This window comes from Pantoea sp. UBA7232 (genome assembly GCF_002473195.1).
GTDB classification, from domain to species: domain Bacteria; phylum Pseudomonadota; class Gammaproteobacteria; order Enterobacterales; family Enterobacteriaceae; genus Pantoea; species Pantoea eucrina.
The window spans coordinates 54189-67478 of sequence record NZ_DKTK01000002.1; the positions used below are offsets into that span (position 1 = coordinate 54189).

Annotated in this window: 14 protein-coding genes and 1 tRNA gene; 8 read left to right on the forward strand and 7 right to left on the reverse strand. The window is 58.1% G+C overall.

The features are described 5' to 3' along the window. The first annotated feature begins 12 nt into the window (after positions 1-12). From B4056_RS00580 to hpxZ, 4 genes are read left to right on the forward strand one after another with little or no spacing between them, the layout of a single operon-like run. Positions 13-1599 carry a gamma-glutamyltransferase family protein gene (locus B4056_RS00580; RefSeq protein ID WP_094112070.1) on the forward strand — a complete coding sequence of 529 codons (1587 nt, stop codon included), beginning with the start codon at positions 13-15 and terminating at the stop codon, positions 1597-1599. A 12-nt stretch (positions 1600-1611) separates the two neighbouring features. Then, positions 1612-1803 (forward strand): oxalurate catabolism protein HpxX, encoded by a 192-nt coding sequence (gene hpxX / locus B4056_RS00585; protein WP_039382827.1) that lies wholly within the window; start codon positions 1612-1614, stop codon positions 1801-1803. Next, positions 1794-3191 (forward strand): AtzE family amidohydrolase, encoded by a 1398-nt coding sequence (locus tag B4056_RS00590; protein WP_150034469.1) that lies wholly within the window; start codon positions 1794-1796, stop codon positions 3189-3191. Before hpxX ends, B4056_RS00590 begins: the two co-directional genes overlap by 10 nt. Positions 3192-3193: 2 nt before the next feature. After that, entirely contained in the window at positions 3194-3580 is a 387-nt protein-coding gene (gene hpxZ, locus B4056_RS00595; protein ID WP_039382822.1) for an oxalurate catabolism protein HpxZ, read from the forward strand. 35 nt (positions 3581-3615) lie between these two features. On the opposite strand, the gene puuE is transcribed toward hpxZ, so the two are convergent. Genes puuE through B4056_RS00610 form a run of 3 tightly spaced genes read right to left on the reverse strand, consistent with a single transcriptional unit; the run spans position 3616 to position 6055 of the window. Further along, positions 3616-4569: an allantoinase PuuE gene (puuE, locus tag B4056_RS00600; protein ID WP_071668478.1), complete on the reverse strand. Its 954-nt coding sequence runs from the start codon at positions 4567-4569 to the stop codon at positions 3616-3618. 35 nt (positions 4570-4604) lie between these two features. Further along, on the reverse strand, positions 4605-5336 hold the full coding sequence (gene hpxA / locus B4056_RS00605) for an allantoin racemase (RefSeq protein ID WP_039382816.1): 732 nt from the start codon (positions 5334-5336) through the stop codon (positions 4605-4607). Beyond that, a complete protein-coding gene (locus B4056_RS00610; protein ID WP_094112072.1) occupies positions 5333-6055 on the reverse strand; it encodes a GntR family transcriptional regulator in 723 nt (240 codons plus the stop codon). Before B4056_RS00610 ends, hpxA begins: the two co-directional genes overlap by 4 nt. Positions 6056-6201: 146 nt before the next feature. Between B4056_RS00610 and B4056_RS00615 the strand changes: the two genes are divergently transcribed. After that, positions 6202-7695, forward strand: coding sequence for an NCS1 family nucleobase:cation symporter-1 (locus tag B4056_RS00615; RefSeq protein WP_039382812.1), 1494 nt, complete (start codon positions 6202-6204; stop codon positions 7693-7695). Between the two features lie 63 nt (positions 7696-7758). On the opposite strand, the gene B4056_RS00620 is transcribed toward B4056_RS00615, so the two are convergent. Together B4056_RS00620 and dnaQ are read right to left on the reverse strand one after the other, a co-directional pair. After that, positions 7759-7835, reverse strand: a tRNA-Asp gene (locus tag B4056_RS00620). A 133-nt stretch (positions 7836-7968) separates the two neighbouring features. Beyond that, on the reverse strand, positions 7969-8700 hold the full coding sequence (gene dnaQ, locus B4056_RS00625; RefSeq protein WP_150034468.1) for a DNA polymerase III subunit epsilon: 732 nt from the start codon (positions 8698-8700) through the stop codon (positions 7969-7971). Between the two features lie 53 nt (positions 8701-8753). Between dnaQ and rnhA the strand changes: the two genes are divergently transcribed. Next, the gene (gene rnhA, locus B4056_RS00630) at positions 8754-9221 is read left to right on the forward strand and encodes a ribonuclease HI (protein WP_094112073.1); all 468 of its coding nucleotides are present in this window, start codon (positions 8754-8756) and stop codon (positions 9219-9221) included. On the opposite strand, the gene B4056_RS00635 is transcribed toward rnhA, so the two are convergent. Beyond that, entirely contained in the window at positions 9206-9940 is a 735-nt protein-coding gene (locus tag B4056_RS00635; protein WP_094112074.1) for a class I SAM-dependent methyltransferase, read from the reverse strand. The genes rnhA and B4056_RS00635 overlap by 16 nt on opposite strands. A 39-nt stretch (positions 9941-9979) precedes the next feature. On the opposite strand from B4056_RS00635, the gene gloB reads away from it, so the two are divergent. Together gloB and mltD are read left to right on the forward strand one after the other, a co-directional pair. Beyond that, positions 9980-10735 carry a hydroxyacylglutathione hydrolase gene (gene gloB / locus B4056_RS00640; protein ID WP_288653458.1) on the forward strand — a complete coding sequence of 252 codons (756 nt, stop codon included), beginning with the start codon at positions 9980-9982 and terminating at the stop codon, positions 10733-10735. 71 nt (positions 10736-10806) lie between these two features. Continuing rightward, positions 10807-12186 (forward strand): murein transglycosylase D, encoded by a 1380-nt coding sequence (gene mltD / locus B4056_RS00645; RefSeq protein WP_039382798.1) that lies wholly within the window; start codon positions 10807-10809, stop codon positions 12184-12186. Between the two features lie 102 nt (positions 12187-12288). On the opposite strand, the gene B4056_RS00650 is transcribed toward mltD, so the two are convergent. Further along, positions 12289-13089 (reverse strand): endonuclease/exonuclease/phosphatase family protein, encoded by an 801-nt coding sequence (locus B4056_RS00650; RefSeq protein WP_071668473.1) that lies wholly within the window; start codon positions 13087-13089, stop codon positions 12289-12291. Positions 13090-13290: the final 201 nt, after the last annotated feature.

Consider the following 13290-nt stretch of genomic DNA (forward strand, 5'->3'; position numbering starts at 1 on the left):
CCGGGAACAATTATGATTCAGAGCAACATGGCCCCGCAGGGCATGGTCGTCACCCCCCATCATCTGGCGAGTGAAAGCGCCCTTGCCGTACTGCGCGACGGCGGCAGCGCACTCGAAGCGATGGTCGCCGCCGCCGCAACCATTGCGGTGGTCTATCCGCATATGAACGGGCTGGGCGGCGACGGCTTCTGGCTGGTGGTGCCGCCTGAAGGGGAGCCCGTTGCGATTGATGCCAGTGGCGCCGCCGGCTCGCTGGCGACAATGAGTTTTTATCAGGGCCGGCAGACGATCCCGCATCGCGGGCCGGAAGCGGCGCTGACCGTCGCCGGCACCGTCAGCGGCTGGCAGGAGGCGCTGACCCTGTCACAGGAGCTGGGCCATGCGCCGCTGCCGCCGCACCGTCTGCTGCGCGATGCTATCCGTTACGCTGCCGACGGCATACCGGTTACCGCCTCGCAGGCGGCCGCTACCGCCGCAAAAGCGCCTGAGCTGCAGCATCAGCCCGGCTTTGCCGCCACGTTTATGCCGGACGGCGGACCGCCACAGCCGGGCAGCCGCTTTACCCAGCCTGCGCTGGCGGCCACGCTCAGCCAGCTGAGTGAAGAGGGGCTGGAGAGCTTTTACCGCGGCCGGCTGGCGCGGTCGCTGGCAGATGACATGCACGCGCTGGGGATGCCGGTCACGCTGAACGATCTGCAGCAGCATCGCGCCCGGCGCTGCACCCCGCTCCACCTCGCACACAGCGAAGGCGATATCTGGAACATGACGCCGCCGACGCAGGGGCTGGTGTCGCTGGCGATTCTGGGTATTACCGATCGTCTGGATATGGCGCAGGCTGATGAAGCTCAGACGCTGCACCGGATTGTGGAGGCGACCAAGCAGGCGTTCAGCCTGCGCGATCGGCATATCACCGATCCGCGCCATAGCGATACCGACGTGCAGGCGCTGCTCAGTGCCGATCATCTTGCCAGCCTTGCGACCAATATTGATGACCATCGCGCCGCGCCGTGGGGAACCGGACGCGGTCCGGGCGATACCGTCTGGATGGGCGCCATCGACAGCAGCGGGCTGGCGGTCTCTTTTATTCAGAGCATCTACCACGAATTTGGCAGCGGCGTGGTGCTGCCAGGCAGCGGCATCACCTGGCAGAATCGCGGCGCGGCGTTCAGCCTGCAGCCCGATCATCTGCTGGCGCTGCTGCCGGGCAAGCAGCCGTTTCACACGCTTAACCCTGCTGCCGCCCGCCTGAAAGATGGCCGGATCATGGTGTATGGATCGATGGGCGGAGATGGTCAGCCGCAGACGCAGGCGGCCATTTTTACCCGTCACGTCATTCAGGGTATGCCGCTGCAGCAGGCGGTCAGTGCGCCACGCTGGCTGCTGGGGCGCACCTGGGGCGAGGCCTCTGACTCACTCAAACTGGAAGCGCGCGTGGCGCCGGAAACGGTGGGTCGGCTGCGTCTGCTGGGTCATCAGGTTGAGCTGCTCTCTGACTTCAGTGAAGTGGTAGGCCATGCGGGCGCCGTAGTGCGCCACACCAGCGGCATGCTGGAAGGCGCTTTCGATCCGCGCAGCAACGGCAGCGCAGCCGGTTTTTAACAGGAGAGACTCATGACCGAATCCGCAGAGTGGGCGAACTATGTCGCTCAGATGGAGCAGATCCTCGCACTGGATCTGGATGACGCACGTCGTGCTGAGCTGCAGCTGCAGCTCAGCCGGATTGCGGCTATAGCCGCGCCGCTGATGGCGCTGCCGCTGGACGATCGCCTGGAAGTGGCCGGGGTATTCCAGCCATGCGCCTGACATCATTATCGATCGCAGCGCTGCAGCGTGCGCTGCAGCAGGGTGAAATCGGGGCCGCTGAGATTGCCCGCCATACGCTGGCGGCGATTGAGCAGCATAACCCGGCGCTCAACGCCTGGACGGCGATCACCGGGCAGCGCATGCTGCGCGAGGCTGAAGAGCTTGACCGGCAGCGCCTGCGCGGTGAAACGCTGCCACCGCTGGCGGGTATTCCGTATGCGGTAAAAAATCTGTTTGATGTAGCCGGCCATACCACGCTGGCGGGTGCCAGCCTGTTTAGCACGCGGGCGGTGGCGCGTGCAGACGCCTGGGCGGTCAGCCGGATGCGTGAATCGGGCGCGCTACTCTCCGGTATGCTGAACATGGATGCCTACGCCTATGGCTTTACTACCGAAAACAGTCACTATGGCGCCACCTGCAACCCGCGCGATATCACGCGCATCGCCGGTGGATCATCCGGCGGCTCAGCCGCCGCGGTAGCGGCCGGACTGGTGCACTTTTCGCTCGGCAGCGATACCAACGGCTCGATTCGCGTACCGGCGTCGCTGTGCGGCATCTTCGGCCTTAAGCCCACCTTTGGCCGCCTGTCGCGCAGCGGTACGCAGCCGTTTGTCGCCAGCCTCGATCATATCGGCCCGTTTGCCCGCTCGGTTGAGGATCTCAGCCTGGTTTATGATGCGCTGCAGGGCCGCGACGCAGAGGATGCGTTTCAGCTGACGCGGCCGCCGGAGTTGGTCAGCGACCGCCTGCAGGCGGGCAGCGACGGGCTGCGCTGCGCGACGCTGGGCGGTTTTTTTACCACTTGGTGCAATGATGAGGCGCGCGCGGCGGTAGCGGTAGCCGCCAGCGCGCTCGGCGCGGCAGAAGAAGTGACGCTGCCCCAGGCCGAACTGGCGCGCGCGGCCGCGTTTATCATGACCGCGGCGGAAGGCGGCAATCACTATCTGCCCGCTCTGCGCACCCAGCCAGAACGCTTTGAGCCGAATTCACGCGAACGCCTGCTGGCCGGCGCGATGCTGCCCGCCGCGTGGTATGTGCAGGCCCAGCGTTTCCGGCGTCACTTCCAGCAACAGGTGCTGCCGCTGTTCGACCATTATGACGTGCTGATCGCCCCCGCCACGCCCTGTACCGCCACCACCATCGGCCAGGAAACCATTCACATTAACGGTCAGGATTTGCCGACACGCGCCAGCATGGGCATGCTGACGCAGCCGATTTCGTTCGCTGGCCTGCCGGTATGTAGCGTACCGCTGCTCACCGCCAGCGGCTTACCGATTGGCGTACAGCTGATTGCCGCGCCGTTTAACGAACAGCTGGCGCTGCGCGCCGCCTGGGCGCTGCAGCAGCAGGGCCTGACTTACGATCAACCTACTTTAATGGATATCTGATAATGACGACGGACAGGATAAACGATCCGGATACCGTTGCCGCCGTAAGCGCTGCATTTTATCGCTACGAGCAGGCGCTGGTGAGCAATGATGTCGCGGTGCTGGACGAACTGTTCTGGCACGACGCGCGTACCGTCCGGCTGGGTGCCGGAGAGAATCTGTACGGGATTGAGGAGATTCGCGCCTTTCGCGCGGCACGACCGTCAAAAGGGCTCGATCGCACGCTGCGCAATACGGTGATCACCACGTTTGGCGATGACTATGCGGTGTGCAGCACCGAATTCACCCGCGAGGGAACGGCGCGTATCGGACGGCAGCAGCAGACGTGGGTGCGGCTGCCGCAGGGGTGGCGCATTGTGGCCGCGCAGGTCAGCCTGATGAGTGAGTAAGCGCGTCAGCCCTCACCCCTGCGGTGAGGGCATTATCAGGGCGCAGGATGTACCGTCATCCAGTGATCGGCAATCTGCTGGCGGGTGCAGATCCACACCTTTTCATGCTGCTGAATGTGATCAAGAAAAAGCTGCAGCGCGCGGAATTTTCCCGGCCGCCCCAGCAGGCGGCAGTGCATGCCGACCGACATCATTTTCGGGGCGCGCTCTCCTTCTTCATACAGCACATCAAAGGTATCACGCAGGTAGGTGAAGAAGTGTTCGGCGGTGTTAAAGCCCTGCGCCGTGGCGAAGCGCATGTCGTTGCACTCCAGCGTATAGGGGATGATCAGATGCGGTTTGACGGTGCCATCCTGACGTGTGACCTGGGTCCAGAACGGCAGATCGTCACCGTAATAGTCGCTGTCGTAGCTGAAGCCGCCCTGCTCTGCGACCAGCCGGCGAGTGTTCGGACTGTCCCGCCCGGTATACCAGCCCGTCGGCGCTTTGCCAAACAGTTCGGTCAGCACGTCGACCGCCTGCTGCATATGCTGCCGTTCGGTTTTCGCATCCATTCCCTGGTAGTGGATCCAGCGCCAGCCGTGGCTGACCACGTCATAATCCGCCGCTTTAATCGCGGCGACAATTTCCGGGTGCCGCGCCAGCGCCATCGCCACGCCAAACACCGTCAGCGGCAGACCACGCTTCTGAAACTCATGATGAATGCGCCAGAAACCGGCACGCGACCCATACTCATACAGGGAATCCATCGACATGTGGCGATCGGCGTAGCTGGCTGCGCCAATGATATCGGACAGAAACTGCTCCGAACCGGCATCGCCATGCAGCACGTTGTTTTCTGCGCCCTCTTCATAATTGAGTACGAACTGTACCGCCACCCGGGCGTTATCGGGCCACTGCGCATGCGGCGGCTGGCCACCATAGCCGATCAGATCGCGCGGATAATTTTTGTTGAAGCTGTACTCTTTCTTTTCAGATGCGTCATTCATTCAGTCAGTTCCTGTTGTCACACCTCAGCCAGACCTTAGTTTAGGTGCTGAAAGGCGCCGCTGAGGGGTTTTTGCAGCGGATAAGCGAGATCGCCATGCTTGCTGGTGCCCAGGCCAAGCGCCACCAGCGCCTCTATCATTTTTACCGCCGCGCTGACGCCATCGATCACCGGCATATCCAGTTCGCGGGTCAGATCCTGCGCCAGCGACGCCATGCCGCCGCAGCCCAGCACAATCGCGCCGCTGTTATCTTCACGTTTTGCCTGAATGCAGCGCGCCCGGACTTTCTCCTGCGCCACGCCGCTGCCATCCTCCAGCGCCAGTACCGGCAGATCGATGGCGTGCAGCGCCGCACAGTGGTGCGTAAAACCATACTGCTGCAGCAGATGGCGGGCGATCACCAGCGTACGCGGCAGCGTGGTGACGATGGTAAAGCGCGTCGCCACCAGCGTGGCGGTATGCATTGCCGCTTCGGCAATACCGATTACCGGGCCGCTGGCCAGCTCGCGCGCCGCCAGCAAGCCGGGATCGCCAAAGCAGGCGATCACATGGCCGCTGACGCCCTGCGCTTCGCCACGCTTAATCTGCTCCAGTACGCCGATCGCGGCTATCGCCTCATCAAAGTGTCCCTCTATGGAGGGTACGCCCTGCTGCGGACAGACCGCCAGAATGTCCGTGCCCGGTGCCGCCACGGCGCGCGCGGCCGCACCAATAGTTTCAGTCATTGCCAGGCTGGTATTGGGGTTGATCACCTGTATCAGGCTCATGATAGGGCTCCTTTATGACCGGCAAATAACCGGCTGAAATCGGGCAGCGTTTCACCGCTGCGCTCAAAGTGCAGGCTGGAGAGAATGTGGTCGAAGTGGTGCGTCAGCGCCTCAGTCAGCGCAGGCAGCGCCCGCTGGCGCAGCAGATCGACCAGCCTGTCGTGATGATCGCAGCGGCAGCCGTGCTGCCAGGGCGTGCCCCAGGCGGCAATCACCAGCGATGAGCGCTGGGTCAGGCGCGTGATGATATCGGTCAGCACCTGATTGCCGGATATCGCCTGCAGCTGGATATGAAACGCGGCTGAAAGACGAATGGCAGCCGCGCCGTCATTCTGCTGATGCGCCTGCTGCTCCTGCGTGATAATCGCCTCCAGCGCCGCGAGGTGTGGCGACTGCAGATGCGTCAGTACAGCGGGCAGGTTGGCGCACTCCAGCATGCTGCGCGTGGCAAAGATATCGCGTGATTCCGCCACATCGGGCGTGCTGACCTGTGCACCACGTCCGGGCGACAGCGTGATCATCTGCACCGCCGCGAGGCGCTGCAGCACTTTACGAATGCCGGTACGGCTGACGCCAAACACCTCTGCCAGCGCCTCTTCAGGCAGCTTGCTGCCCGGCGGAAGCTGGTGCTCAACGATGGCACTAAGCAATGCCTGAAAGATCGCTTCATCTTTTTCAAACGGCACAGCGCGCGGCTTCACTGCGGATTCATGATTCATTACCTGCTCCGGAAAATAGCTGACTGCCAGATATCGTATACACTCCTTTCATTTTTTGTATACAACAAATCACTTCTGGCCTGGATCCTGCAATAGCTCTTTAAACGGTGAATATTTTCCCCATCATGGTGAGAGGAGCAGGTTTCATGCCAATTCATACTGAAGTGACGCCAGCGCAGGCTGATGCCCGCGCGGCCTATAGTCCACGCCTGTGTAATGAGGATCTGGCTCCGACGCGCCAGCAGAACTGGACGTGGTACAACATCTTTTCTTTCTGGATGTCCGATGTGCATAGCATGGGCGGGTATGTGGTTGCCGCCAGCTTTTTTACGCTGGGGCTGGCAAGCTGGCAGGTATTGCTGTGTCTGCTGGCCGGGATCGGTATCGTGCAGCTCTGTGCGAATCTGGTGGCAAAACCCAGCCAGATGGCGGGCGTGCCCTATGCGGTGATCTGCCGCCAGGCATTTGGCGTATTCGGCGCCAATATTCCGGCCGTGATCCGCGGACTGATCGCGTTTGCCTGGTACGGTATTCAGACCTATCTGGCGGCGAATGCCCTGATGCTGGTTCTGCTGAAGTTCTTCCCGGCGCTTAATAGCATGACGCAAAGCAGCTGGCTGGGGCTGTCGCTGCTCGGCTGGTGCTGCTTTGGCATCATGTGGCTGCTGCAGGCGATGGTGTTCTGGCACGGCATGAACGCCATTAAGCGCTTTATCGACGTGGCGGGTCCGGCAGTCTATGTCGTGATGGTCGCGCTGGCGGGCTGGATTGTATACAAAACTGGTCTGGCGGGTATCTCTTTTACGCTGGCCAGCAAATCACTGAGTGCCGGCGAACAGACCTGGCAGATGATCACGGCAACCGCCCTGGTCGTCTCCTACTTTTCCGGTCCTCTGCTTAATTTCGGCGACTTTTCGCGTTACGGCAAAAACATGAGTGAAGTTCGCCGCGGCAACCGCTGGGGATTACCGTTTAACTTCCTGCTGTTCTCCGTGGTTACGGTAGTGATTGTCTCCGGCACCCAGTCGCTGTTTGGCAGAATGATCACCGATCCGATTGAGACGGTAAGTATGGTAGGCAACGACCTGGCCGTCGCTATCGGCCTGCTGACCATGATCACCGCCACCATTGGTATCAATATCGTGGCGAATTTTGTGTCACCCGCCTTCGATTTCTCTAACTGCTCCCCGCAGAAGATCAGTTTCCGCACCGGTGGCATGATCGCCGCGGTGGGTTCCGTGCTGCTGACGCCGTGGAATCTGTTTCAGTCACCTGAACTGATCCACTATACGCTGGATGTGCTGGGCTCGTTTGTGGGCCCGCTGTTCGGCATTCTGATTGCGGATTTTTATCTGATCAAAGGCGGCAGCGTAAGCGTTGATGACCTGTTTAACGCCACGCCGCAGGGACGTTACTGGTACCGCAACGGCTTTAATCCCAAAGCGATCGCGGCGCTGCTGCCGGCGGTCGGGATCTGCCTGACGATAAGTTTTATTCCGGCGCTGCATGCGGTAGCTAACTTCAGCTGGTTTATCGGTGTGGCGCTGGGCGCGGGCTGCTATCGCTGGCTGGCGCGGGCAGAACGGGTCGTACCGGTCTCGTATCGTCCGGAAGCGACGCTGCAAAAAGAGGGTGTATAGTGCTGGCTGAATAGCAGACAGCAAAAAGCCGATTCATTTCTGAATCGGCTTTTTTAAATAGATTGGCGGAACGGACGGGGCTCGAACCCGCGACCCCCTGCGTGACAGGCAGGTATTCTAACCAACTGAACTACCGCTCCGCGCTTTGTTCCCCGTCGGGAACGAGGCGCATATTAATGGCAGCCCCCTCCCCCGTCAACGCTTTTTATATCAAAATGACACGTTTGCCGCTTTTTTCAGCTTGCCGCTGTTTTTAGCAGCAAAATCAGTGCATCAGGCGCGCCACAGACAGCTGCCACCTTTTTTTGTGACCAGATCGAGGCGGCTTTCGTGCGCCATGACTTCTTCATCACTGGCATTAATCACGCGCAGGCCTGAACCGGGGCGGCTGATACGCTGAATATGCTCCCCTTCAGCCTGATTACGCTGGTCGCCCTCCATGGAAAATGCCAGCGACGTCTGGCCGCCGGTCATGGTCAGGAAGACTTCCGCCAGAATTTCGGCATCCAGCAGTGCGCCATGCAGCGTACGTTTGCTGTTGTCGATTTCATAACGGTTGCACAACGCATCCAGGCTATTACGCTTGCCCGGAAACATTTTACGCGCCATCGCCAGGCTGTCGGTGATTTTGCAAAAGCTTTCAGTTTTGCCGATATCACGCTGCAGCATGCCAAACTCATAGTCCATAAAGCCGATATCAAACGAGGCGTTATGGATCACCAGCTCAGCTCCGCGAATATAGTCGAGAAACTCATCGGCTATCTGCGCAAAGGTGGGCTTGTCGGCCAGAAACTCATCGGCGATGCCGTGAACACCAAACGCTTCCGGATCCACCAGCCGATCGGGCCTGAGATACATATGGAAGTTGTTGCCGGTCAGGCGACGGTTGATGACTTCAACCGCACCGATCTCAATGATGCGATGCCCCTCATAATGAACCCCGATCATGTTCATGCCGGTGGTTTCAGTATCGAGGACAATCTGGCGGTTATTTGCAGTGATCATAGGGCTCGTTTTGTGTCAGACTTGGCGTTTTTTCAGAGGGAAGTCTACCAGAGATGCGCAAACAGGTAGAAATTTTCACCGACGGTTCCTGCCTTGGTAATCCGGGACCGGGCGGCTATGGGGCTATTGTACGCTATCGCGAGCATGAAAAGTTATTCAGCGCGGGCTATCGCCTGACCACCAACAACCGTATGGAGCTGATGGCGGCCATTGTCGCCTTAGAGGCGCTGACGCAGCCGTGCGACGTGGTCATCAGCACAGACAGCCAGTATGTCCGCCAGGGCATTACCAGCTGGATCCACAACTGGAAAAAGCGTGGCTGGAAAACCGCTGATAAAAAAGCGGTTAAGAATACTGACCTGTGGCAGCGTCTGGATACGGCGCTCAGCACCCATACCATTAAATGGGAGTGGGTGAAGGGGCATGCCGGCCATCCGGAGAATGAGCGCTGCGATGAACTGGCGCGCAGCGCTGCCGGTAATCCGGCACTGGAAGACATTGGCTATCAGGTTGCATCCTGATCCTGCGTTTCGCGAAACTGACGCGTAGCATTGACTACCGGACGCAGCTGCGCACTGCTGCGCGCCGTTTTCATTTTAGCTGGCGTAAGCGGGAACGTGCGCTTGCGGGCCACCACGATGTTCAGACACCCCAGAGCGGGCAGATGCGCACTGATCATCCTGCCCCCCTGTCGATGCCACGGCACCACCTGAAAACGCGTGCGGTACACCACTTCATAATTCAGCAGGCTCAGCCAGTCCAGCAGACGCACCTGGCTGAACATTCTGCTGTTCCAGGGCGCTCGCCGGCTCAGACCCGGAATCGCTTTGCTAATCCCCAGCAGGCTGAAAGGATTGAAGCCGCTGATAATCAGCCAGCCATCATCAATCAGCACCCTGTCCACTTCGCGTAACACGCGGTGCGGATCCTGCTCCCATGCCAGCGTGTGCGCCAGCAGGCAGGCATCGATTGATTTAGACTCAAACGGCAGCTGAGCAACGCTGGCGAGCACCTGCAGTGCGTCGCCCTCACTGCCAACATTGACCTGATGAGATATGGCACACTGGCTGGTATTGATTTCTGCGCTCAGGCTGCCAATTTTTAGCATATGGAAGCCATAAAGCCTCGCCAGCCAGGGCTGTAGCTGCTGGGTTAACGCATCGCGAAAGTACTCTCCCCAGGGCATATCATTCCAGGTGCGCGGCGCGGTCAGGATCTGGCGTGTTTTCGCTGGCTTCATGCTCTACCATCTTCCTTTAAGACAACCAGAGAGGTGTTTATGAATCTTACCAGTATTCCCGCATTAACGGATAACTACATCTGGACGCTGACCGATGACGCCGGCAGCTGCCTGATTGTTGACCCCGGTGAAGCCCAGCCGCTGATTGAAAAAATTGAAGCCAACCGCTGGACGCCGGTGGCTGTTCTGCTGACGCATCATCATCAGGACCATACCGGTGGCGTCGCTGAACTGCTACAGCGTTATCCTCAGCTTGAGGTATATGGCCCTCAGGAAACGGCGGCTAAAGGTGCACAGCATATTGTTCATGAAGGTGAAACCGTTACGCTGCTCGGCCTGCCTTTTCAGGTCATCGCCACGCCGGGCCACACTTTAGGACATATCTCATATTACAGCGCACCTTATCTTTTCTGCGGCGATACAATGTTCTCAGGTGGCTGCGGACGACTTTTTGAAGGTACAGCAGAACAAATGTTCCATTCCTTTCAAAAGCTTAATAAACTTCCCGCCGATACGCTTCTCTGCTGCGCACATGAATATACTTTATCTAACATGAAGTTTGCTGCTGCAATTTTACCCCATGATCCGAAAATTCTGGCCAGATATCAGGAAATTAAGGATTTACGGGCAGAAAATCGCACTACTTTACCGACAAAACTGGCGCTGGAACGTGAGATAAATTTATTTTTACGCACACAAGATGCTGATTTACAAAAAGCTTTAGCAATTAATGTGGAATCCGCCCCGTTATGGCAGACTTTTGCTGAATTGCGTAATAAGAAAGACCAATTTTAATTTTTTGGGTTGTGTTGTGCCGGTACGTCACGTATAGTTGCTCGTCTTTTAAGCGAACTACTGACACACACATGAAGGCTAAAGCGATATTATTACTCGCCTCAGTCTTGCTGGTCGGATGTCAGGCATCACGGAATGACGCCAATATCCCCGCTCAGCATGCACAGAGCCTGTCTTCAGCTGGTCAAGGTGAAAATGGAAAGTACGGAAATCGCTTGTTGTCGCCGCGCTGGCAAGATGATGGAACCAGCCTCGCAGAAGACACCGATCTCTGGAATCTCATTAGTGACGAGTTGAAGATGGGGATCCCGGAAAATGCCCGGATCCGCGAACAGAAAACAAAGTTTTTAAAAAATAAGAGCTATCTCCACGATGTAACATTACGGGCAGAGCCGTACATGTACTGGATTGTCGAGCAGATACAGAAACGTAAAATGCCGATGGAACTGGTACTGCTACCCATAGTGGAGAGCGCTTTTGACCCTCACGCAACCTCCTCCGCCAATGCCGCAGGCATCTGGCAGATTGTTGCGCAAACGGGCAAAAATTATGGTCTGAAACAGAACCGCTGGTATGACGGACGCCGTGATGTGGTGGCCTCAACCAAAGTAGCACTGGATATGATGCAGCGTTTGAATCGCATGTTTGATGGCGACTGGCTACTGACCGTAGCAGCCTATAACAGCGGCGAAGGACGCGTGTTGAAAGCGATGAAGCAGAATAAGGCACGGGGCAAGCCGACTGACTTCTGGCATTTATCACTGCCGCGCGAAACAACCATCTATGTCCCGAAAATGCTGGCTTTAAGCGAACTGCTCAAGAACAACAAGCGTTACGGCATTAAACTGCCAGCCCCTAATGAAAGCCGCGCGCTGGCGCGTGTGGAAGTGGGACAGCAGATGCAGTTAACTCAGGCTGCAGAAATGGCGGGTATGTCGCTCAGTAAACTGAAGACATTTAACGCCGGGTACAAAAACGGCACGACTGCGCCAAACGGACCGCACTATATTATGGTGCCTAAGTCCAACGTGGCACAGCTGCGCAACTCTCTGGCCTCCGGAGATATTGCCTCCGTGCAGCCTGTTGAACTGGCTAAAGCCAGCGCAGCCGGTAACAGCTACAAAGTACGTAAAGGCGACACGCTATCCGGTATCGCCAGTAAGCTGGGTGTCAGCATGAGCTCGCTAAAACAGCAGAACAATCTGCGCAGTGCGGCAGTGCGTATCGGCCAGACCCTGACGGTTAGCGGTACGACAGCAGCATCGCAGTTGGCAGATAACGGCAACAGCATCACCTACCGCGTTCGTAAGGGTGATTCTTTTGCCAGTATTGCAAAACGTCACGGCGTTAACACGCAGGACGTAATGCGCTGGAACAGCGACGCGAAGGATATACAGCCGGGTGATAAGCTCACTCTGTTTGTTAAGAATAGCGCAACGCCAGATACCTGATGCACTGAAAAGGCTGACATTTGTCAGCCTTTTTTCTTTATCGGCATAGCATCATCTATAGCAGTGCCGGCCAGAGCGTCTCGTCGTTACAGGCGGGTGCGTTTAGCGCGCAACAGTGACGGGGTTAAACTCTACCAGCAGCGGATTATGATCGGAGGCACGGGTGACCAGCACCGCTGCTTCACTCACTTTCATATCCCGGTAAAAGACAAAGTCGAGCGGCCGGCCAAACGCTTTACGCCGGTGATCGTCTGTAAACGCCACTTCCCGCAGAGACATGGCGCGGGCAAAGCGATAGAGCGCGTTCATCCGCTGACGACTCCATGCATTAAAGTCCCCTGCCATTATCACCGGGCCACGGTGATGCCGGATCTGCTCTCCTATAGGCCCCAGCTGCTTACTGTATACGTCCACACCCAGACTGAAATTAACCGCATGGATATTCACTACCATCAGCATATCGCCGGTTGGCAGAGGGTATGCAGTGACCAGCGCGGATTTTGCCAGCCTTAGCAGCGGCTCGCGCTCGCGCAACGGGCAGCAGTAGACCGGATGCGCCGATGCGAGCGTCATCACCCCTGACGGGTGCTGAGGCAGCACAAAAGCGGGCACCTGATCGGCTGCGAGATAATTGCTGGTAGCAAACTGGATCAGTTCAGGCGTGGTTTGCGCCTCCTGCAGAAGGACCAGATGGGCATCACGACCGAATCCCTGCAACACCGACATCCAGTCAGCGCGCTGCTGCTTGAAGATGTTCCATACCAGCACCCGCAGGGTGGGATCGGCCGGCAGCGGCTCCCCTGGCGGCAGACCCTGACCCAGATGCAGCATCGCACCCGGCGGAAAAATTCGCTCCGCTGGCTGGCCTGCTATATAGCGCATTGCATAGGTTTTCTTTCGCACTTTACCGCCTGGCTGATAACAACAAAAAGTTCACACTGACTGTTATAGGGATTTTAGCGCGGGGTTTCAATTCGTGGTATCGAATGTCGGAATTCACCTCACGACAAAGCTTCACAATGCCGGAGGGAAAAAGAGAATATGAAAAAGCCCTGACTTTAACAGTCAGGGCTTCTCAATATAGTGGCGGAACGGACGGGGCTC